Origin of the sequence: Methylotenera sp. (assembly GCF_029946165.1) — a bacterium.
GTDB lineage: Bacteria > Pseudomonadota > Gammaproteobacteria > Burkholderiales > Methylophilaceae > Methylotenera.
This window is the reverse complement of the sequence record NZ_JAQSDZ010000024.1, coordinates 48,108-66,063: the sequence shown is the minus strand read 5'-3', so window position 1 is coordinate 66,063 and position 17,956 is coordinate 48,108. Positions and strand designations below refer to the sequence as shown.

Here is a 17,956-nt window from a genome sequence, read left to right as displayed (position 1 = left end):
AAAAAAGATGATATTAATCTACGCTTTAATGTCTGGTTTGTTATTTGGATTGGGTTTAATTATTTCAGGTATGTCGAATCCAGCAAAGGTTATCGGTTTCTTAGATATCACAGGTCAATGGGATCCGTCACTAGCTTTTGTTATGCTTGGTGCTATTTCAGTTGCATTCTTACCTTTTAAACTTGCAAAAAGTAGATCAACCACATTCACGGGTCAAGCTCTACAGCTTCCGTGTATTCAAACAATAGATTTAAAATTCATACTTGGATCAATCACTTTTGGAATTGGTTGGGGGCTAGCAGGCTATTGTCCAGGCCCTGCATTAAATTCAGTACTGACTGGATATTTTGAGCCAGTGCTATTTGTAATATCGATACTTTCAGGCATGGGTATCTTCGAAATTTTAAAAAAAATAAGACCACCAATTTAAATGATGATCATTTTTTTAGGCCTGTTTGTTGGGCTGGTAATGGGCCTCACTGGCGCGGGTGGCGGAATCATCGGGTTGCCACTTTTAGTTTTTTTCTTAGATATGGCTATGGTAGATGCGGCTCCAATCGCACTTTCAGCTGTTGCAGCCGCTGCGACTTTTGCTGGCATCCTAGGTTTGCGTAAGGGTATTGTTCGATATAAAGCTGCCATCATCATGGCGGTCGCTGGGTCCATGCTATCACCTGTTGGGGTGTTGCTAGCTCATAAAGTAGATAACCAATACTTGATGTTTCTTTTGGTAATCATTTTAGTGTTTATCGCTTATAAAACCATTAGAGATAGTCATTCAGAAATAAATTTAGAACAGGACAAATTGGTTCCATGCTCAATAAGCACTAACAGTGGAAGATTTATATGGACACGCAAATGTTCAATTGCAATCGTATTTTCAGGTGCAATAGCGGGATTTTTGTCAGGATTATTGGGCGTGGGAGGTGGATTTATTATTGTCCCTATATTAAATAGATTTTCCATGTTATCCAAAGAATCGGTTATTGCAACCTCGCTAGCCGTAATTGCATTGATATCAATAAGTGTGCTATTGAGCACTGCTGTTCATTCATACATCAACTGGTCTTTGGTGATGCTATTTTCAGCTGGAGCAGTGGTAGGCGTTGTATTAGGAAAATCGCTGCTTGAAAAAATTTCAGCTAAGTATTTGAAATATGGATTTTCCTTATTATTAATTATTGTCGCATTAATGGTGTTTTTAAAAGATTTGAGTAGCTGAATCCAATTTTTATACTACAAAGCATAGAGCTTAGCGGTTGCTCAGCGCGCAGCTCTCTCAATAATTAACTGGTTAATAGGTTAGAGGGAATGACTCTCGTCGGGCGCTCCCAACTAAAATAGGGTTGGGCACTTGATGGTTGAGGAATTAGAACCTTGTCCAAAATTGGTGTGGGAAATAAGTATCTTATGCCAGGATAGTTGTGGCATAAAACAGAACTAAAAGTGATAACAAAATTTTTGATGTGTTTTTCATATCAAACCCTACCGCTTTCATAAACATTTCTAATCTATCAGCGACTTGAATCATTCTGATAAATCGCAAATTCCTTCTCAACCACCTCTAAAATAGGTTTAATTCCTGTGATTGTTCCGCTTGCTTGAACTTGTATTTGACCTTGGTTGTTTAACAGTGTGACTGTATTTGAATGGGCGACATCGCCTTCTTTAATGACTTTATATCTACCGTTGAGTGCATTCGAAAGTGCGCGAACTAGGTCGTTATTGCCCCGGAGTACTTTCCAATTTGAATTTAAACCCTTTTTTCCCGCAAAGGCTTTAAGCGTTTTTGGAAAGTCGGAGTCCGGTGTAAGTGAAACCAACACGAAGCCAATTTTGTTGCGCATATTTGCTGGAAGCTGCTTTTCTACTCGCCTCATACTTTCCACAATAACCGGGCAAGAGTTAGAGCAACCCGTATAAATAAGCGCAATCAGTTGCGGCTTACCTGCTAATGATTCCAGTTGAATAGATTCATTGTTTTCGGTAAACCAAGTTCCGCCAACTTGATAAACGGAGTCGCCAGGTAGCTCCGGAGCAGCAAAAACTGTAGTGCTGAAGCTAAACAAAAAACTTACTATTAACATTCTCATACGGTTAAATCCTTAATATGGATTCTAGGCTTGGGATAGTGTGTACAGAACTATTGATCGCCATCCATAGCGCATCTGAAACCTAAACTACCTAGGGTAAATTTAGCATTTAGGCTGGAGCGAAATCCATAGCGCATAAACGCTGCATAATCACTGGGGTTCACTGCACCAGCACTCCCAGAAGCACAGTAAAGATCTTTATTCACACTGCTATCATCACGTGACTCGCCGCTAATAAGGTCAGAGTTGAAGTCTTCTGTCCACTCCCAAATCAAGCCGTGCATATTATGCACGCCCCAATAATTTGGCTCATCTTTACCGACTTCTGTAAGCGTATGTTTTGCCGCTTTAGCGTACCAATCCAATACTTTTTGGTTGTAATCCTTTTCCTGACTTCCATCTTTTTGGGTAAAAGAAGCTTGGGCTACATACTCCCATTCAGCTACTGTTGGCAAACGTTTCTGTTGAGCCTGACAATAAGCTTGAGCTGCATACCATGAAACAAAAATCACCGGCTTTTCTAAATCAGCTGAGTTAGGGCGAAATTGATTAGCGCCTTTCTCCCAGTGACTTAAGTAAGCATCTTCTACAAATAAACTGTGGGAAATTGCCCGTTGCCACTTAGTATTTTGTGAAACAAAATTTTGATACTCACGATTTGTAACAGCTTGCTTATCTAGCTTAAATGGCGCCACACTGACTAATGGACTGTCCAAACTAAGATACAGCGGGCGATATTCACCCGCTGTGATATTAGCCATGCCATTGTTTGCGATACTATCTTGCCCCCAAGTGCTAGGGGAAATGAACATCATGAGGGCAAAATAGTATAGCAACACAATTAACCCCAGCTACTAGCCGTGGCTATCGACATTTGCCGGAGCGACTTTACGCTGTTTATCTACTTGAGCAGGCGTTACTTGACCACCCATGTTGCCAAAACTATTCAAGACATAGGTTAAGACATTAGAAATTTGCTCATTATTAAGCGCAACCGCCGGCATTACGCTGTCAAAAGTTTTACCATTGACGGTAATTGGACCTGAACGGCCATGCAGTAATATATTGATTGCGCGGTCGTGATCAGCATTTAAATAGTCTGACTTAGCAAGGGGTGGGAACGCATTAGGAATTCCCTCTCCATTAGCTTGATGACAAGCTAAACAATTAGCCTCATATACGTTTTTACCTTGGGCAATACGTTCATCCTTAGTCAAAGTCTTGGTAGCTGCCGCGGTAGGGTTGGCAATTGATTGTGTTGCAGAGCCTTCTGGTAAGTAAACCTTATCTGCCTGTTTGCCTGAATAAACAATTTTATCTTCTGGGCCTGTAACCTTTAACATACCCAAAGCCCCTTTATTAAAGGCACGGAAAATTGAGTGGTCAACCATAATAAATGTACCAGGAACATCCACCTTAAATTCAGTAATGGCTGCACCACCTGCTGGCACTAGCGTTGTTTGAACGTTATGATTTTCTAATTTGCCACCCTCTACGTAAACTTTGTCAAAAATCTCGCCAATGACATGGAACGAGGAAACCATATTCGGACCACCATTGCCCACAAACAATCGTACAGTTTCACCGACCTGAGCGGTAATTGCCTTTTCCCCATTGAGCGCTCCTACTGAGCCATTAAATACCACGTAATCTGGCTGCTCTTTAATTGCCTTTTCCATATCAAAGGGTTGCAAACCAGCTTCGCCATATTTGCCTTTGGTGTAGAAATCACCTTGCATCACATAATATTCACGGTCAACCTTAGATAGCCCTTCTTTAGGTTCTACTAGTATCAAACCGTACATACCATTCCCAATGTGCATACCCACAGGTGCCGTGGCACAGTGATAAACATACAAGCCAGGATTAAGTGTTTTGAAACTGAATGTAGAGGTGTGCCCCGGCGCTGTGAATGACGCTGTCGCTCCACCACCAGCGCCTGTCACTGCATGTAGATCGATATTATGTGGCATTTTGGAATCAGGGCTATTGGATAAGTTAAATTCGACTTCATCGCCCTCGCGAACACGCATAAACTGCCCTGGGACTTGTCCGCCAAACGTCCAGAACATATAGTCCACACCATCCGCCATGCGCATAACTTTTTCTTGTGTTTCTACATTAATAACGACCTTTGCAGGATAATTACGGGTAATTGGGGGTGGCACATTGGGTGCAAAGGTTAAAACGCCCTCAATGACAGGCAACTTTCCAGCGACTGTTACGTCATTCTTTGCACTATCTGAAGTGGATTGAGATGCCGATTTTTCTGTAACTTGTGCACATGAAACAAATACTAATGCTGCACTGAGCATAGTCACGAGTACTTTAGTTTTGAAATTAAATTGGTGCTTGAAATTAAGCATGATGGCCTCCCTTTAGCGATAGGTATGACATTTTTTTCAAATGTCTGCGGCCATTTGCCGCACCTTGAATACAGAATAGCGACTAAACATGTTGGTTATCTTGACCAGCATCAAGAACGGAAAATTAAATAGCTAACGCTGCTCTAGCGCGTCATTTGCGCATACAGCAGTGGAAGTTCTTTAGGCAAATCTTCTGGTTTGCGTATCACGGCAAAGCCGCCAACACCAAACAAATGCGGTAGATACTCATTAGCTTCATTATCAATTGTCACGCAGAATGGTCGTAAACCTTGCTGGCGCGCTTCGTGTAGCGCCATGCGCGTATCTTCAATACCATAGCGGCCTTCATAGCGATCTAAGTCATTAGGTTTACCATCGGTCAGCAATAACAGTAAGCGCTGGCGTTGTGGCTGTGCAGCAAGTAGCGCACTGGCTTGGCGTATAGCTGAACCCATGCGTGTGTAGTAGCCGGGCTTAATGGCCTGAATGCGTCCACGTGCAAGGCCATCATAGCGATCATCAAAACTCTTTAAGCGATTAAAGCGCACATTCCCGCGTTTGAGCGATGAAAAACCATACATAGCAAAACGGTCACCCGTTGCAGAAAGCGCTTCAGAAAATAAAAATAAACTATCACGTATGACATCAATCACACGCGCATGGTCAGAGGCATAAGCATCGGTAGAGAGTGACAAGTCCGCCAATAGCAAACATGCCAAATCACGTTGCTGATTTACTTGCGCACGATACATGCCACGACCGTCTGCATGAGTGCCGCTGAGTAAGTCTGCCTCTTGTCGCACCCAAGCATCAAGGTCTATCTCATCACCATCCTGTTGTCCTTTTAGCCAAGTTCTGGTTGGCACCAGCGCTTGAAATTGACTACGCAAGCGCCTTGCGGTGCGCCGAAGCTGTGTTGGCAATTCGCAAGGCTGGGCTTGAGGAGAGACATACTCTTGTAAACGGCAATAATCTGGCTGCATCACTTGCTTTTTATAATCCCACTCAGGCAATGGAATACCCTCACCCAGTGGCGTATCATCCTCACCTGCAGATGGGAGGTCAAGGTCGAAACGCAGCTTCGCAACACTCGTTTCTCCATCGCGGGCAACAGTCATGGTATCCATATCCTCGGCGGCGAGGGCTGCGCGTTCAATATCATCTTCCTCATCTTGCGGACGATTCACATTGATATATTCAGTCCATGAAAATAAGCTCTCAGCGCGAAACATCATGAGAAATCCATCCTTACCATCGGGCATATCAGTGCGCTCAGCAGCATGCTTCCGACGACTTTTAGCTACATTTTTATCGTCTGACTGCTCTCGTTCAGGTGCCCCATCACTGCTGCTGACTTTATTACTCGCATTGACTGGCGGGCTTGGGTGTGTCCAAAGTAGCACAGGTTGAAATGGTTTTTTAGCTGTTGGCAAATCATAAATACTGCCTGGCTGTTGAAGTGCTTGGCGAATAGCACTCTCTTGCGCAGCTTCTTCAATAGGCAGTTTCGAGGGTAAAGTACGCAATAGCAGTAGCGCGCCTACCAGCCGATAATATCGAGAAACCAGACCTGGAAAACGTGTCAGTGTGGCTAATGTTGCCGTTTGATTACGAACGATCCAAGGTAAGTTGTCATCAACATCGGCTGCTGAAAGCGCTGTCAACCAGAGATACATATCACGGTTAAGGCTGCGCTCAGAAAACAGGTCTATTTTTTCAGGTAGGCGTAATGTTTCGCCATCTCGCCAAGACAATTCAATTCGTTCACCACTGCTAGCAAGCCTATCCCGCCAGCCACGGCGTGCACCATGACGAGTGGATGCGGCAGCCGATAGGTTCAAGCCCGCATCGCCACCTAAAGCTCGAAAGAAAATAGCCGCGGTTTTGCTGATCTCATCCAAGTTAACAGCAGCCTCCGCGTGTTGCTTATCGGCAACGCGTGTGACCAACTTATGCCATAACTCACCGACATATTCTTCCATGTTAACGTGTAATCAAGTAAGGCGATTTCATGGCGCTAGGGCTAAAGTCCGAATGTCGCATCAATCACTTCGCGCAGAGCAACTGCGGTCTCTGGGTCGTCGGTCAAAGTCTCAACAAAGGCCGCGCGACAAGCCAATGTTGGCTCGCAGCCATCTTTAATCAGAATGGCGGCATATACCAGCAAGCGCGTACTAGCGACCTCTTCTAAATCATGATCACGCAATGCACGAAAAGCGTTAGCAATAGAGACCAAACGCTTTGCTAACATTTCATCGATGCCTGTTTCACCAATGAGAATGGCTTCCTCTTGCGCGGCGGATGGAAAATCAAAAGCAAGTGAAATGAAACGCTGCCTGGTTGATGGTTTCATGCCTTTTAAAAAGTTTTGATAGCCAGGGTTATAAGAAACCACGAGCATGAAAGAAGGTGGCGCGGCCAATATTTCACCGGTACGGTCTATTGGCAATATGCGCCTATCATCAGCCAATGGATGCAATACAACCGTTGTGTCCTTACGTGCTTCAACTACTTCATCTAGATAACAAATGCCCCCTTCACGCACCGCGCGTGTTAAAGGACCATCACTCCATACGGTTTGACCATCCACAATCAGATGGCGACCGACCAAGTCCGCCGCAGTGAGGTCATCGTGACAGGCTACGGTGTAGAGCGGTAAATTAAGTTGTGCTGCCATGTGTGCTACAAAACGTGTTTTACCACAACCCGTTGGCCCTTTAATAAGCAAAGGCAAATTGTTACGCCATGCACGCTCAAAAAGCTCAATTTCGCTCCCGTGCGATTGATAAAAAGGTAGGTTTTCCATGATGTTTCCCGTATTGCTTTTAAATTTAGTCGGTTTAAGGCGTTTAAAATTATTTAAGGCCCATTAAATAAGCCATTGCAATTAAACTGCCCACGATGATGAAATAGCCAAACATAATGGCGCGCCACAAAAACTTAGTTTTGCGCAAAGCCATAAAATAATTAGCCACCAACTGACTTTTAATCATGGTGATCGCTAAAAGCGTAAGCATTACGCCTTTACCAGACATTGCAGATTCACCTAAGCTAAACGTTATGATTGTCAAGGCAACCAGCGTGAGCCATATGACTGTAGGAAATAGTGCTTTATTGTTTGCCATAATCGCCCTAACGTATGATGTAAACCAGTGGGAATAGAATAATCCATAGAAAATCTACCATGTGCCAAAACGAGGCGCCAGTTTCAACACCCACGTAGTCTTGGGTACTATACCCGCCACGTTTAGCCTTCATGATAATCATGGCTAGAATCACCATGCCCATCAATACATGCATAAAATGAAAAAAAGTGAGTGATAGGTAAAACATATAAAAATTGTTAGTGCTCATGGTGATATCCGCTGCAAACTTGGCATGAAATTCCACCATTTTGATAACGACAAACACACCACCCAGTATGAATGCGCCTGTCAGCCAATGTGCACATTGTTTATTTAAACCACGTTTAATAGCCGCAACGCCTTGAACAACAAAGTAACTACTGGTAATCAGCACCAGCGTGTTGATTGCACCAGAAATACGACTTAATGTCAGTTGCGACGCATTGAATAGCTCAACATCTTGAGCTCGACTAAACGCATAGGCGACAAACAGCACGCCAAAGGCTAACATTTCGGCAAATATAAAAATCCAGATAGCGAAGTCCCCTGGAAGGTCATCTTGATTATTGATGTTGATAGCTGGTGGCACTTAATTCCTATGGTTAAATTTAATGATTAATTTTGTTAGTAACATTGTCTGTATCTTGCGTTTTATAGCTGGCCTAGTCATTGACCGAAATCAAGTTGTAAAAATCAGTAGTAAAAATTAGGCGTAAAAATCAAAGTCATAAAGAAAAAAGAGGAGCCGAAACCCCTCTTTCTAATTCAATCTTTTAGTAAATTACTCAAACGCTCGGCTTTCGCCTTTAACAAAGAAACTGCCAATGTAAAGCAACAGGCCAATTAAGAACACCAAACCAGCGCCTTCACGAGCCCAGTAAAAGATTGATATTTGATCTTGTACCGCCATAAAACTCATGGGTGTTGGTGACATGCGTTGCAGCCAAACTTGCACGATTCCAGCACCTGTCAGAAACAAGGCAATAAAGAACATAGAAATTGTCATTAGCCAAAATGACCACATTTCCATAATTTGCGCTCGCTCTGGGTTAGCTGCACGTCCCCGCAAGATAGGCATTGCATAAGAAATCATGGTGAGCACCACTAAGGCATAAGCACCAAAGAAAGCCAAGTGACCATGAGCAGCCGTTAACTGCGTACCATGTGTGTAGTAGTTAATTGGCGCTAATGTGTGCAAGAAACCCCACAAACCAGCACCTAGGAACGCCATTACACTAGTACCTAAAGCCCATAGTACTGCAGCTTTGTTTGGATGTTCACGACGACGTTTATTAACCATGTTGAAGGCAAATATAGTCATCATTAGAAAAGGTATAGGCTCTAATGCTGAGAAGACAGAACCCCACCATTGCCAATAAGCCGGTGCGCCAATCCAGAAGTAATGGTGACCTGTACCAATGATGCCTGTTACTAACGTCATGGTGATAATGACATATAACCACTTTTCAACGACTTCACGGTCCACACCTGTTACTTTAATCAACACGAAAGCTAACATTGCACCTAAAATCAATTCCCAAACGCCTTCTACCCAAAGATGCACTACCCACCACCAGTAAAATTTATCTTTTACTAGGTTGACTGGGTTGTAAAACGAGAACAGAAAGAACACTGCCAAACCAAGCATACCAAGCGATAACACTATGCTGATGGCTGTTTTTCGGCCTTTAAGCACCGTCATAACGATATTGAACAGCCAAGATAAAGCCACTATCACAATCCCTACTTTGGTAGGCAATGGTTGCTCTAAAAACTCACGTCCCATTGTGTTGAGCAGATCGTTACCAGTCCATTTTGCAAGGGATGCATAAGGTACAAGCAAATAGCCAAGTACAGTTACCGCGCCAGCCACTAAGAATATCCAAAAGGTAATGATGGCGAGTTTAGGGCTATACAACTCGGTTTCTGACTCTTCTGGAATCAAGTAATACGATGCTCCCATAAAACCAAATAGCAACCATACAATCAACAAATTGGTATGCACCATTCGAGCTACGTTAAAAGGTATGACTGGGAATAAAAAGTCCCCTACCACATACTGCAACCCCATAATCAGACCAAATAGAATCTGACCAAGGAAAAGGCCTATAGCAGCGATAAAATAAAGCTTCGCCACTGCCTGAGATTTATATTTCATTTTATTATCTCCTTAGAAAATGACGGACTAGCCTTCAATGTTTGGCGGCCATTTATTAGTGTTGATTTCAGAAGCGTATTTAAGAAACGCAACAAGATCATCAATCTCCGCATCAGTTAAATTAAACTGCGGCATTTGACGACGTCCAGGAACGCCTGTTGGCTGCCCTTTGATCCACGCTTTAATAAAATCTGGTCCGCGACGGGGATACACATTGCCTAGTTCAGGAGCAAAATACGCACCTTCGCCCAACAACGTATGGCAACCAATACAATTGTTGGTCTCCCATAGCTTTTTGCCGTGTTCAACGGCTGGCGTAATGTTTTGACTATTGTCTCGCTTCGGTAAAACCTTCATAGTGTCGAAAGTGAGTGCGATAAATAAAAGGAAGAAGAAAACTCCTCCACCATAAAAAACATTTCGCGCCATGGACTTAGTGAAAGTTGCGCTCATAACATTGCTCCTACAGAGTGAATAAAAATACAGCTCGAACAATAGCAGTAGGCAGCATTTTAATTCTTGACCGGAATCAAGTTTTTTTAAACTTGAGTAAATTAGTCAACAATAATCTTTAATAGAATTTAAGGTATTAAAAAATGGATAAAGTACTTATTGCTCAAAAGCTATCTGAGTTTTACATGTTCTCAGAGCTTCAGCCCGCCCAAATTGAGCCGCTTGCCAATGGAACAAGATTAGTGGATGTGCCAAGAGGAGGAGTACTGTTTAACCGTGGCGATAAAGCGCATGGCTTTTACTTACTGCTCGACGGTCAGATTAAGCTTGGCGTCATTTCTCCACAAGGAGATGAAAAAGTCATCGGTTTAATTCAGGCAGGTGAAAGTTTTGGTGAGGCAGTTTTATTCCTAGAGCGTACTTTTCCAATTTACGCACAGGCAACCTTAGACTCCAAAGTTTTATTAATTACCAGAGATGCAATTTTTGATATTCTGGATAACGATGTAACGGTTGTGAGACGCATGTTGGCTGGCATATCTGCCCGTAACCGCCAACTGGTCAATGATATTGAATCTATTTCATTGCAAAATAGTACGCAACGCCTGATTGGCTATTTATTACAGATTAGCTCTGAGTCCCCCAACCCTGAGCGAGTGTTGTTACCTGCTAACAAACTGACAATCGCATCCATGCTCAACATCACGCCAGAAACGCTCTCCCGCGTAATGTTAAGGCTTAATAATGTTGGGTTAATTGAAGTGAATGGTAAGGAAATTGTGATTACCAATATTGCTGGGTTACGAAATTTCGAGTGAAATCGATAACATAAATCAAGGCGCTGATTTTAGTGATGGCTAAAAGATCGATTAAAGACCTAATACATCACTATTTGACTGCACTCTGGATTAATGCGACAGCTGCATTCTTTGCTCTTTTTGCGGCCCCAGTACCTGGGCTTAATCTATCAACTAAAGCAGCCCCTTCAAATATGATGGTGAGTTGTTGTCCAAGCGCAACTGGGTCACGCGCCCCCGCTGTTTTAGCGATTTTCGACAGATAACCTTGTAACTCCGCAGCGAGTACAACAGAGTATTGATTGATTGGGTGATCTGGGTCTGGAAACTCCACCGAAGCAATATGGAATGGAAGTCCATGGAATTCTGGTGTTGAAATCCACACTTCAACCAACTCGCATAGGGTTATCAGAATCTCAATGGAGTCTTCTTTTTTAGAAGCCAATTGCGAATTCAACCACTCGTAGAATTTATCAGATTTACTCTTGAGATAAGCAATGACCAAGAGGTTTTTGCTTGGATAATGTTTATAAAGCGTTGCTTTCGCTACGCCAGACTCAGCAATAATCGTATCTACGCCAGAAGCTTGTATGCCCCTACTGTCAAATAGAAGTGTAGCGACGGCTAATATTTTCTCATTGGTTTTCATCAAAATTCCTTTATTCAAACATAACTAAAATGTTTTAGTTTGAGTGATTAATGTATAAGTGGACGCATAAGTTCTTGTGGGTATAAACAACTCACGTAGCCAAATGCATCTCTTAAATTTTCCACATTATTCACGTCTATCGTACCTTCATTCACAAAAGCCAAAAATGCTTGTCTTTGGCGTTCTGGCAACATAGCTGCTTGCGGAAGTTGGCAAGTGCCCTTTTTCATTTTGCTATAAGCAAGTTGTAACATACTGATGGTAACGGGGTCGGCTATACCTACAGGCATTGAGTTTTTTGGTGCTTCGAAAAGCATGTCATCGCCACTTGCACTTGCTGCGTAATGTTTTGTAGGGATAATTTGCAACGTGCTCAGGCAAATCATAAAAAACATGATTAAGGCGCCGAATTGATAAACTCGATATTCACTTTTAGGATTTAAGTAGTCATCAATGGTTTGCGATAATAACTTCCAAGCCTGAGAGGAATCAGTTTGAGATTGAATTTGAATGGCGCCTATCGTCAAAAAGAACAGCTGATCTATGAATACTTGTGTGCAATTTTTTACAGATTTGCTAACCGCCTCTTGAATTTGGTTCTTAATAAAACTGATGTCTTCAAAAGATAAATTTGAATGTTGTCCATTGGCAATTAGGTTTGCAGCCCTAGCTCTATTCCAATCATTTAACTGTTTTGGCAGCAAGATAAGTGCGATATTTCTACCCGATTTAGAAGAGATGATTTTTTGCAGGCCAGTAAAAGAAACTAAACCTGTTAGATCCCAGAGCTTAATTTTTCTTACCTGATAATTGTGTAATTGGGTCAACTTAATTTACCTCAAAAAAATATCTTGCGTTCACTAGAAAACTTAAAGTAGACTATAAAAACGAACAGACCTGTCTGCATGTTAACGCAATGTATTGCACAATGCAATGCATCGTTCTCCGTAAACTTTATTTATATAGGATTCATATGCAAATATCAATTAATGATGCAAATTTGGCAGATTGGCGTAGTCATGCATTAAAGCTAGAAAACGAAGTGAAAAAGGTAATCGTAGGACAGGAAAAAGCCATTCGTTTGATCAATATCGCGATTTTTGCCCGTGGTCATGTATTACTTGAAGGCGGTGTAGGCGTAGGTAAAACGACGCTGTTGCAATCTATTGCAAGATGCATAGGTGGTGACTATGAGCGTATTGAAGGCACCGTGGATTTAATGCCAAATGACCTTATTTACCATACTTATTTGGGAGAAGATGGTCGCCCAAAAATTGATGAAGGCCCTTTATTAAGAGCTGGCGAGAATTTATCTGTTTTCTTTTTTAATGAAATTAATCGAGCAAGACCGCAAGTGCATGCACTAATGCTGCGTGTAATGGCTGAGCGACATATCAGTGCTTTCAAACGCGAGTATCGCTTGCCTCACATGGTGGTATTTGCCGATAGAAATCAAGTTGAAAAAAATGAGACTTTTGAGATTCCATCGGCCGCGCGCGATAGATTTATGATGGAAATCCCCATCAACATACCAGATGATCGTGATTTGCGTAAAGCGCTCATGTTCGATGTAAAGTTTCAGCATGCAGAAAGTTTGACCCAGCAAGTGGAATCAAAAGTATTGCAGTTTGATCAGCTGAATGCATTTTCAGATTTACTTCAAAGTCATATTAAATCAAGCAATGTTCTAGAAGAATATGCCCTTGATCTGTGGGAGGCAACACAATCACCAGAGAAGTTTGGCATCAAGCTAGACAGTGCTGATATTACTCGCCTGATTCACACGGGCGCTAGCCCGCGTGGAATGGGAATGTTGCTCAAAGCGGCACGCGTGAATGCATGGTTAATGAATCGAGATAGCTTATACCCAGAAGATATTCATGCGGTTTTCCATGAATTGATTGCGCACCGCTTAGTGTTTAACACGATGTATGAGAACCGCAGAACAGTGCTAGCTCGCGAGTTAACGTCACAGATTCTACAAACTGTTGCCGTACCGGCTCAGGCTAAAGCTGCATGATTCCCGCTTACGCAAAACCTTTTACCTATCAGGTTCCTTGGAAATCGAGCAGCGTGCATTACGGCGGCCATCGCGGTACACAACGTGGATTAGGGTTTGAATTTAAAGGAAATGTGTCTCTAATTGATTATCCAGATGCAAGACGCATGGATATCCGCCAAACGTTACGTGACCCTTACGAGCAAGTGCAGGTCAGAGTATTCAATCAAGACAACACGACGCCCATTTTTGCAATATGTGACTTATCAAGCTCAATGCAATTTAAAGGGCGCGTTAGAAAGTTAGATATTGCGAAAGAGATCGCTGCTTCAGTCGCCTATTCAGCTTTTGAGGTTGGTGATTTGTTTAGTTTGATTTGCTATGACAAAACGGTGATTGAGGACATGACACTTACACTCAATCGCAATGTTCAACAATCATTTGAAACCATTGAGCAACTTTCCCAAGTTCATGGAATGAACATCGGATGCGAAGGTATTTTAGAAGTCCCTCAATACTTAAGTCAGCATAAAGGATTAGTGTTTTGGATTTCCGATTTTCATATGCCCTTAGCGCTAATTGAGCAAGCGCTCAGCGCAATGTCTATTCATCAGCTTGTACCTATTGTGCTTTGGGATGAACATGAGTATTTGAAACTACCTAAGTTTGGTTTCGGAAACATGATTGATCCTGAAACTGGGTTGCAAAAAACCATATTTTTTCGTGAGGCCGTAAGGCAACAATTTATTGCTGCATTCGAGCAAAGAAAACAAGCGCTAAACGCCTTATTTTCCAAATTTGAAACACAAGCAGTTTTCATCAGCAATCAATATAAACCAGAAATGATGTCGCATTATTTTGAAGAAATGATGGGTTAGGAAAAACAAAGTATGAAAAATTTAATGCTTAAATGCCTGATATTACTTAGCTTAGTGTCATTCTCTGCAATGTCTGAGGGTCAGAATACCGAGGCCAAACTGATAAAAATCATAAATCCGCCGCAGAATCATGGCGTACAAATTGGTGATGTTTTACATCGCACAGTGGAAATTGAGGTGCAAGAATCTTACAAACTCTCCAAATCTATATTACCTATCAAAGGGAGAAACTTAGATGGGATTGAATTAAAAGATATTCAGGCAAAGTTATCTCACTCAAGTGGAAAAAATAAGTACTTAATTAATCTTACTTACCAAGTATTTGTCAGTGCCAGCAAGCCAGCATTAATACAATTGCCTAAAGAACATTTAACTTTCACAGCTGATAAAAGCAACTTTATTGTAGAGGTGCCTAGATGGCAGTTTTGGTATGCCGCTTTAGTACCAGAAGGTATTTTAAACGCTAAACCGGTTATGCAACCGCAACATAAAGCCGATTTACAGAATGTAGTTTCACATCAAGTTAAGCTAGGATTAGCTATGGCACTCCTAGCAATTGGCGTACTAGGGCTTTTGTATATGAATGCAGATGGGCGTTGGATTCCATGGATGAATGGCGCATTTGCACAAGCGCATCGAAAATTAAAAAAACTACCCAAAACCTTAGAAGGTCAAAAGCAAGCTTCTGTTTTTATGCATCAAGCTTTTAATCAAACCTATGGCTCAAATCTATTTGATTATGAGGTGGATAAGTTTTTGCTTAGCCATCCTCAGTTTTCAAAATTTAAGAATCAAATACGCGATTTTTTCGACCAATCAAATGCATTTTTGTTTGCAAATCACTCCACTGATTCCTCACAATATATGAGCGAGCTACTCAAACTCAGTAAGCATTTAAGAGATTGTGAGCGAGGTGCATAAATGACCCTATTACAACCCATGGCGATTTTGCTTTTGCCCATTATTGCGGTGCCATTTTTGCTAAAGAGCCATCAAGGGCAGATGTATTCGTGGCTTGATATTGTACCTTCGGACAGATTCTCAGAGATTGCTAACCTTACCGTTAAAACTATTACTGCATTATTATTGCTTAGTCTTGTATTGGCACTTGCATCACCGCAAGGCGCGAGCAAGCAGGAACAAAAAATTGGCAAAGGCGCGCAGACTGTGTTGGTCATTGATCGCAGTGTGAGTATGGACCACCCGTTCGCAGGTCAAGTAACAGGCGGCAGGGCGGCAGAGATAAAGTCAGCCGCAGCTAGAAGGTTAATCACGGCGTTTATCGACTCACGCCCTGACGATATGATGGGTGTAGTTGGTTTTACTAACTCAGCACTGTATGGCATGAAAATTACAGCAAATCGTGATGCCATACATGCCGCGATTAACGCAGCTACAGGACCTGCCTTAAACCAAACCAATATAGGTGCAGGTATCACGCAAGCGGTAACACTGTTCGATAACATTCAAAGCTCAGGTTCCAGGGCGGTCATCTTGCTTTCAGATGGCGCGGGAAAGTTGAGTCCAAGAGTTAAATACAAAATCTCACACCAATTAGCGGAAAAAAAGCTCAATCTTTATTGGATTGTATTGCGTGAGCCAGATGACATTAGTATTTTTAGTAAAGAAAATTACACCGAAGAACAAGCGCCTGACTCAATTAATTTAGATCGCTTTTTTAAATCACTCAAACTCAAATACAAAGCTTTCGAGGCAGATAATCCAACCACGCTAGAGTCCGCGCTTCGTGAGATTAACGCTAAAGAAAAAAATATGATTCAGTACTCGGTCACTATCCCCGGTCATGATTACTCAAGAGACCTGATTGTGATTGCATTAGCACTGAGCTTGCTCATTTTATTGGTTAAAAATCTTAGGATACATTAATGGCAAAACACATCAAAAATAGCAATATTATCTTTGGATTATTATTAATTATTGGGCTTATCGGGACGGCTTTTGAAGCTTATCAATATCATAAAATCACGCGATTAAATGACCAAATTGCTTCGGGCAAGTTAATCACAGACATTGATTATCCTTATTTGCAAAAATTTACCGCGGCTTATGATCAAGGAAATAAATCTGATTACAAGCATGCAGTGCAAACTTACAGCCAGTTATTAGATAACGCGCCATCTTTAGCAGATCAAGCCAAAATTCATTTCAATATTGGCAATAATCTGTTTACTTTTGGCTTAATTCGTAGAATTAATGATGATGGCACATTCCAAGATGAAGCAAGATACGCTTATATTCAAGCCAAATTGGCTTATGAGCAATCACTTCGTATCACGCCAGAAGATAAGGCAACCAAATTTAATCTAAGTCTTTTGAATTCCGTGATGGCAAAAAATATGAAGGCAGCACCTAAAGAACAATCCACGATGGAATTAAGTAACTTGCCAATAGGATTACCATGAATAAAACACTTACATTTGTTAAGAGAAATTACGAAACATTTCTCTATATAACAGCCATCGTTTTTATGATACTGGCAATTTTTAAGCCCAATATACAATTAAAACAACGGGTACATAACTACTTACTGGTTGCAGATGTATCTCAAAGCATGAATGCTGAGGATGAAAGGCTCAATAATAAAGCAGTCAGTCGGCTAGCTTATACGCGCTATTTAATGAGGAATATTGTACAAACATCACCATGTGGCACTTATTTTAGCGTAGGTATTTTTGCATCAGACAACGTTGCGTTATTAATTAATCCTCTAGAGGTCTGTAAAAACTTAGATGTCATTACAGATTCTATAGACCATCTTGAGTGGCGTATGGCTTGGAAAGGCAATAGTCGCCTAAGTTTTGGTGTACGCGCAGCGGCGAATGTATTTGACTCTCTCAATGTGCCTGCACAAATGCTATTTTTCACAGATGGAGATGAAGCTCCAAGAGTGAATGTCACTATTCAGCAAGATTTAAGTGGCATACAAATGGGTAAAAATCTAACGTTTGTAGGGATTGGTGGCGTTACGAAAGTTGGTGTTCCGAGGTTTAGCTCGAATAATAAAAGAGTGGGATATTGGCCTATCACTGATAACAATAATGCAGGCGCAGTCGGTGTGACCTATGCTGACCCAAGCCAAGATGAGCCTGATCCCCCAGTCGCAAATGCAGAATATGATCGATTTTTATCTCAATTAGAATCGGAATACTTAATTAAGCTTTCGGCAGATATTAAAGCGACCTACATTAAAGGCAAGGATACATCTAAATTTTATGAGTTTTTAGAGAAACAAAAACCAGCTTCCAGCTTTGTTACTGACTACAACATTCGTTGGCTGTATTTAATTTTATCAATAGTGATTTTGCTGGCTGCGTATATTCCTAGTTTTGTTTCTTTAAGGCATGCAAAAGTTAGAGCTAACCAATTGTAATATCTTTGGATTAAATGGTGATGGATAAGTATTAGTGATAGCAAGAT

20 protein-coding genes are annotated in these 17,956 nt (G+C 41.7%); 9 read left to right on the top strand and 11 right to left on the bottom strand.

All coding sequences use genetic code 11. The features are described from left to right. Nucleotides 1–7 precede the first annotated feature (7 nt). Nucleotides 8–430, top strand: a complete 423-nt coding sequence (locus tag PSV17_RS12290; RefSeq protein WP_300483063.1) for a DUF6691 family protein — start codon at nt 8–10, stop codon at nt 428–430. Next, nucleotides 431–1,222 (top strand): sulfite exporter TauE/SafE family protein, encoded by a 792-nt coding sequence (locus PSV17_RS12285; protein ID WP_300483061.1) that lies wholly within the window; start codon nt 431–433, stop codon nt 1,220–1,222. Nucleotides 1,223–1,514: 292 nt separating this feature from the next. Here PSV17_RS12285 and PSV17_RS12280 read toward each other — a convergent pair whose 3' ends face one another. From PSV17_RS12280 to PSV17_RS12240, 9 genes are all read right to left on the bottom strand, one after another. After that, entirely contained in the window at nt 1,515–2,093 is a 579-nt protein-coding gene (locus tag PSV17_RS12280; RefSeq protein WP_300483060.1) for an SCO family protein, read from the bottom strand. Nucleotides 2,094–2,143: 50 nt separating this feature from the next. Continuing rightward, nucleotides 2,144–2,932, bottom strand: a complete 789-nt coding sequence (locus PSV17_RS12275; RefSeq protein WP_300483058.1) for a formylglycine-generating enzyme family protein — start codon at nt 2,930–2,932, stop codon at nt 2,144–2,146. Between the two features lie 15 nt (nt 2,933–2,947). Next, complete coding sequence (gene nirK, locus PSV17_RS12270; protein WP_300483055.1) at nt 2,948–4,459, bottom strand: copper-containing nitrite reductase; 1,512 nt, start codon at nt 4,457–4,459, stop codon at nt 2,948–2,950. A 143-nt stretch (nt 4,460–4,602) separates the two neighbouring features. Continuing rightward, the gene (locus PSV17_RS12265; protein ID WP_300483053.1) at nt 4,603–6,441 is read right to left on the bottom strand and encodes a VWA domain-containing protein; all 1,839 of its coding nucleotides are present in this window, start codon (nt 6,439–6,441) and stop codon (nt 4,603–4,605) included. 41 nt (nt 6,442–6,482) lie between these two features. Then, nucleotides 6,483–7,265: a CbbQ/NirQ/NorQ/GpvN family protein gene (locus PSV17_RS12260; RefSeq protein WP_300483050.1), complete on the bottom strand. Its 783-nt coding sequence runs from the start codon at nt 7,263–7,265 to the stop codon at nt 6,483–6,485. A 49-nt stretch (nt 7,266–7,314) separates the two neighbouring features. Next, on the bottom strand, nt 7,315–7,584 hold the full coding sequence (locus PSV17_RS12255; protein WP_300483047.1) for a cytochrome C oxidase subunit IV family protein: 270 nt from the start codon (nt 7,582–7,584) through the stop codon (nt 7,315–7,317). Nucleotides 7,585–7,591: 7 nt separating this feature from the next. Next, the gene (locus PSV17_RS12250; protein ID WP_300483045.1) at nt 7,592–8,173 is read right to left on the bottom strand and encodes a cytochrome c oxidase subunit 3 family protein; all 582 of its coding nucleotides are present in this window, start codon (nt 8,171–8,173) and stop codon (nt 7,592–7,594) included. Nucleotides 8,174–8,365: 192 nt separating this feature from the next. Then, entirely contained in the window at nt 8,366–9,742 is a 1,377-nt protein-coding gene (locus tag PSV17_RS12245) for a cbb3-type cytochrome c oxidase subunit I (RefSeq protein WP_300483044.1), read from the bottom strand. Nucleotides 9,743–9,769: 27 nt separating this feature from the next. Beyond that, nucleotides 9,770–10,195: a cytochrome c gene (locus PSV17_RS12240; RefSeq protein ID WP_300483042.1), complete on the bottom strand. Its 426-nt coding sequence runs from the start codon at nt 10,193–10,195 to the stop codon at nt 9,770–9,772. 143 nt (nt 10,196–10,338) lie between these two features. Here PSV17_RS12240 and PSV17_RS12235 point away from each other — a divergent pair, with 143 nt between their 5' ends. Then, complete coding sequence (locus tag PSV17_RS12235) at nt 10,339–11,013, top strand: Crp/Fnr family transcriptional regulator (protein WP_300483040.1); 675 nt, start codon at nt 10,339–10,341, stop codon at nt 11,011–11,013. Nucleotides 11,014–11,083: 70 nt separating this feature from the next. On the opposite strand, the gene PSV17_RS12230 is transcribed toward PSV17_RS12235, so the two are convergent. Together PSV17_RS12230 and PSV17_RS12225 are read right to left on the bottom strand one after the other, a co-directional pair. Then, nucleotides 11,084–11,641, bottom strand: coding sequence for a TetR/AcrR family transcriptional regulator (locus tag PSV17_RS12230; protein WP_300483037.1), 558 nt, complete (start codon nt 11,639–11,641; stop codon nt 11,084–11,086). 47 nt (nt 11,642–11,688) lie between these two features. Next, nucleotides 11,689–12,468, bottom strand: a complete 780-nt coding sequence (locus PSV17_RS12225; protein ID WP_300483036.1) for a hypothetical protein — start codon at nt 12,466–12,468, stop codon at nt 11,689–11,691. A gap of 146 nt (nt 12,469–12,614) precedes the next feature. Between PSV17_RS12225 and PSV17_RS12220 the strand changes: the two genes are divergently transcribed. Genes PSV17_RS12220 through PSV17_RS12195 form a run of 6 tightly spaced genes read left to right on the top strand, consistent with a single transcriptional unit; the run spans nt 12,615 to nt 17,909 of the window. Further along, entirely contained in the window at nt 12,615–13,661 is a 1,047-nt protein-coding gene (locus PSV17_RS12220) for a MoxR family ATPase (protein WP_300483034.1), read from the top strand. After that, nucleotides 13,658–14,518, top strand: a complete 861-nt coding sequence (locus tag PSV17_RS12215) for a hypothetical protein (RefSeq protein WP_300483032.1) — start codon at nt 13,658–13,660, stop codon at nt 14,516–14,518. Before PSV17_RS12220 ends, PSV17_RS12215 begins: the two co-directional genes overlap by 4 nt. Before the next feature lie 12 nt (nt 14,519–14,530). Then, on the top strand, nt 14,531–15,439 hold the full coding sequence (locus PSV17_RS12210) for a nonribosomal peptide synthetase MxaA (RefSeq protein WP_300483030.1): 909 nt from the start codon (nt 14,531–14,533) through the stop codon (nt 15,437–15,439). Then, nucleotides 15,440–16,405: a vWA domain-containing protein gene (locus tag PSV17_RS12205; protein WP_300483028.1), complete on the top strand. Its 966-nt coding sequence runs from the start codon at nt 15,440–15,442 to the stop codon at nt 16,403–16,405. After that, on the top strand, nt 16,405–16,941 hold the full coding sequence (locus PSV17_RS12200; RefSeq protein WP_300483025.1) for a hypothetical protein: 537 nt from the start codon (nt 16,405–16,407) through the stop codon (nt 16,939–16,941). The genes PSV17_RS12205 and PSV17_RS12200 overlap by 1 nt, the downstream gene beginning before the upstream one ends. Next, complete coding sequence (locus PSV17_RS12195; protein WP_300483023.1) at nt 16,938–17,909, top strand: VWA domain-containing protein; 972 nt, start codon at nt 16,938–16,940, stop codon at nt 17,907–17,909. Before PSV17_RS12200 ends, PSV17_RS12195 begins: the two co-directional genes overlap by 4 nt. Nucleotides 17,910–17,956 lie beyond the last annotated feature (47 nt).

Excerpts from the sequence above, each read along its gene's own strand:
- PSV17_RS12290 (WP_300483063.1), top strand. The coding sequence starts at position 8 with ATGATATTAATCTACGCTTTAATGTCTGGTTTGTTATTTGGATTGGGT.
- PSV17_RS12285 (WP_300483061.1), top strand. The coding sequence starts at position 431 with ATGATGATCATTTTTTTAGGCCTGTTTGTTGGGCTGGTAATGGGCCTC.
- PSV17_RS12280 (WP_300483060.1), bottom strand. The coding sequence starts at position 2,093 with ATGAGAATGTTAATAGTAAGTTTTTTGTTTAGCTTCAGCACTACAGTT.
- nirK (WP_300483055.1), bottom strand. The coding sequence starts at position 4,459 with ATGCTTAATTTCAAGCACCAATTTAATTTCAAAACTAAAGTACTCGTG.
- PSV17_RS12265 (WP_300483053.1), bottom strand. The coding sequence starts at position 6,441 with ATGGAAGAATATGTCGGTGAGTTATGGCATAAGTTGGTCACACGCGTT.
- PSV17_RS12260 (WP_300483050.1), bottom strand. The coding sequence starts at position 7,265 with ATGGAAAACCTACCTTTTTATCAATCGCACGGGAGCGAAATTGAGCTT.
- PSV17_RS12255 (WP_300483047.1), bottom strand. The coding sequence starts at position 7,584 with ATGGCAAACAATAAAGCACTATTTCCTACAGTCATATGGCTCACGCTG.
- PSV17_RS12245 (WP_300483044.1), bottom strand. The coding sequence starts at position 9,742 with ATGAAATATAAATCTCAGGCAGTGGCGAAGCTTTATTTTATCGCTGCT.
- PSV17_RS12240 (WP_300483042.1), bottom strand. The coding sequence starts at position 10,195 with ATGAGCGCAACTTTCACTAAGTCCATGGCGCGAAATGTTTTTTATGGT.
- PSV17_RS12235 (WP_300483040.1), top strand. The coding sequence starts at position 10,339 with ATGGATAAAGTACTTATTGCTCAAAAGCTATCTGAGTTTTACATGTTC.
- PSV17_RS12230 (WP_300483037.1), bottom strand. The coding sequence starts at position 11,641 with ATGAAAACCAATGAGAAAATATTAGCCGTCGCTACACTTCTATTTGAC.
- PSV17_RS12220 (WP_300483034.1), top strand. The coding sequence starts at position 12,615 with ATGCAAATATCAATTAATGATGCAAATTTGGCAGATTGGCGTAGTCAT.
- PSV17_RS12215 (WP_300483032.1), top strand. The coding sequence starts at position 13,658 with ATGATTCCCGCTTACGCAAAACCTTTTACCTATCAGGTTCCTTGGAAA.
- PSV17_RS12210 (WP_300483030.1), top strand. The coding sequence starts at position 14,531 with ATGAAAAATTTAATGCTTAAATGCCTGATATTACTTAGCTTAGTGTCA.
- PSV17_RS12205 (WP_300483028.1), top strand. The coding sequence starts at position 15,440 with ATGACCCTATTACAACCCATGGCGATTTTGCTTTTGCCCATTATTGCG.
- PSV17_RS12200 (WP_300483025.1), top strand. The coding sequence starts at position 16,405 with ATGGCAAAACACATCAAAAATAGCAATATTATCTTTGGATTATTATTA.
- PSV17_RS12195 (WP_300483023.1), top strand. The coding sequence starts at position 16,938 with ATGAATAAAACACTTACATTTGTTAAGAGAAATTACGAAACATTTCTC.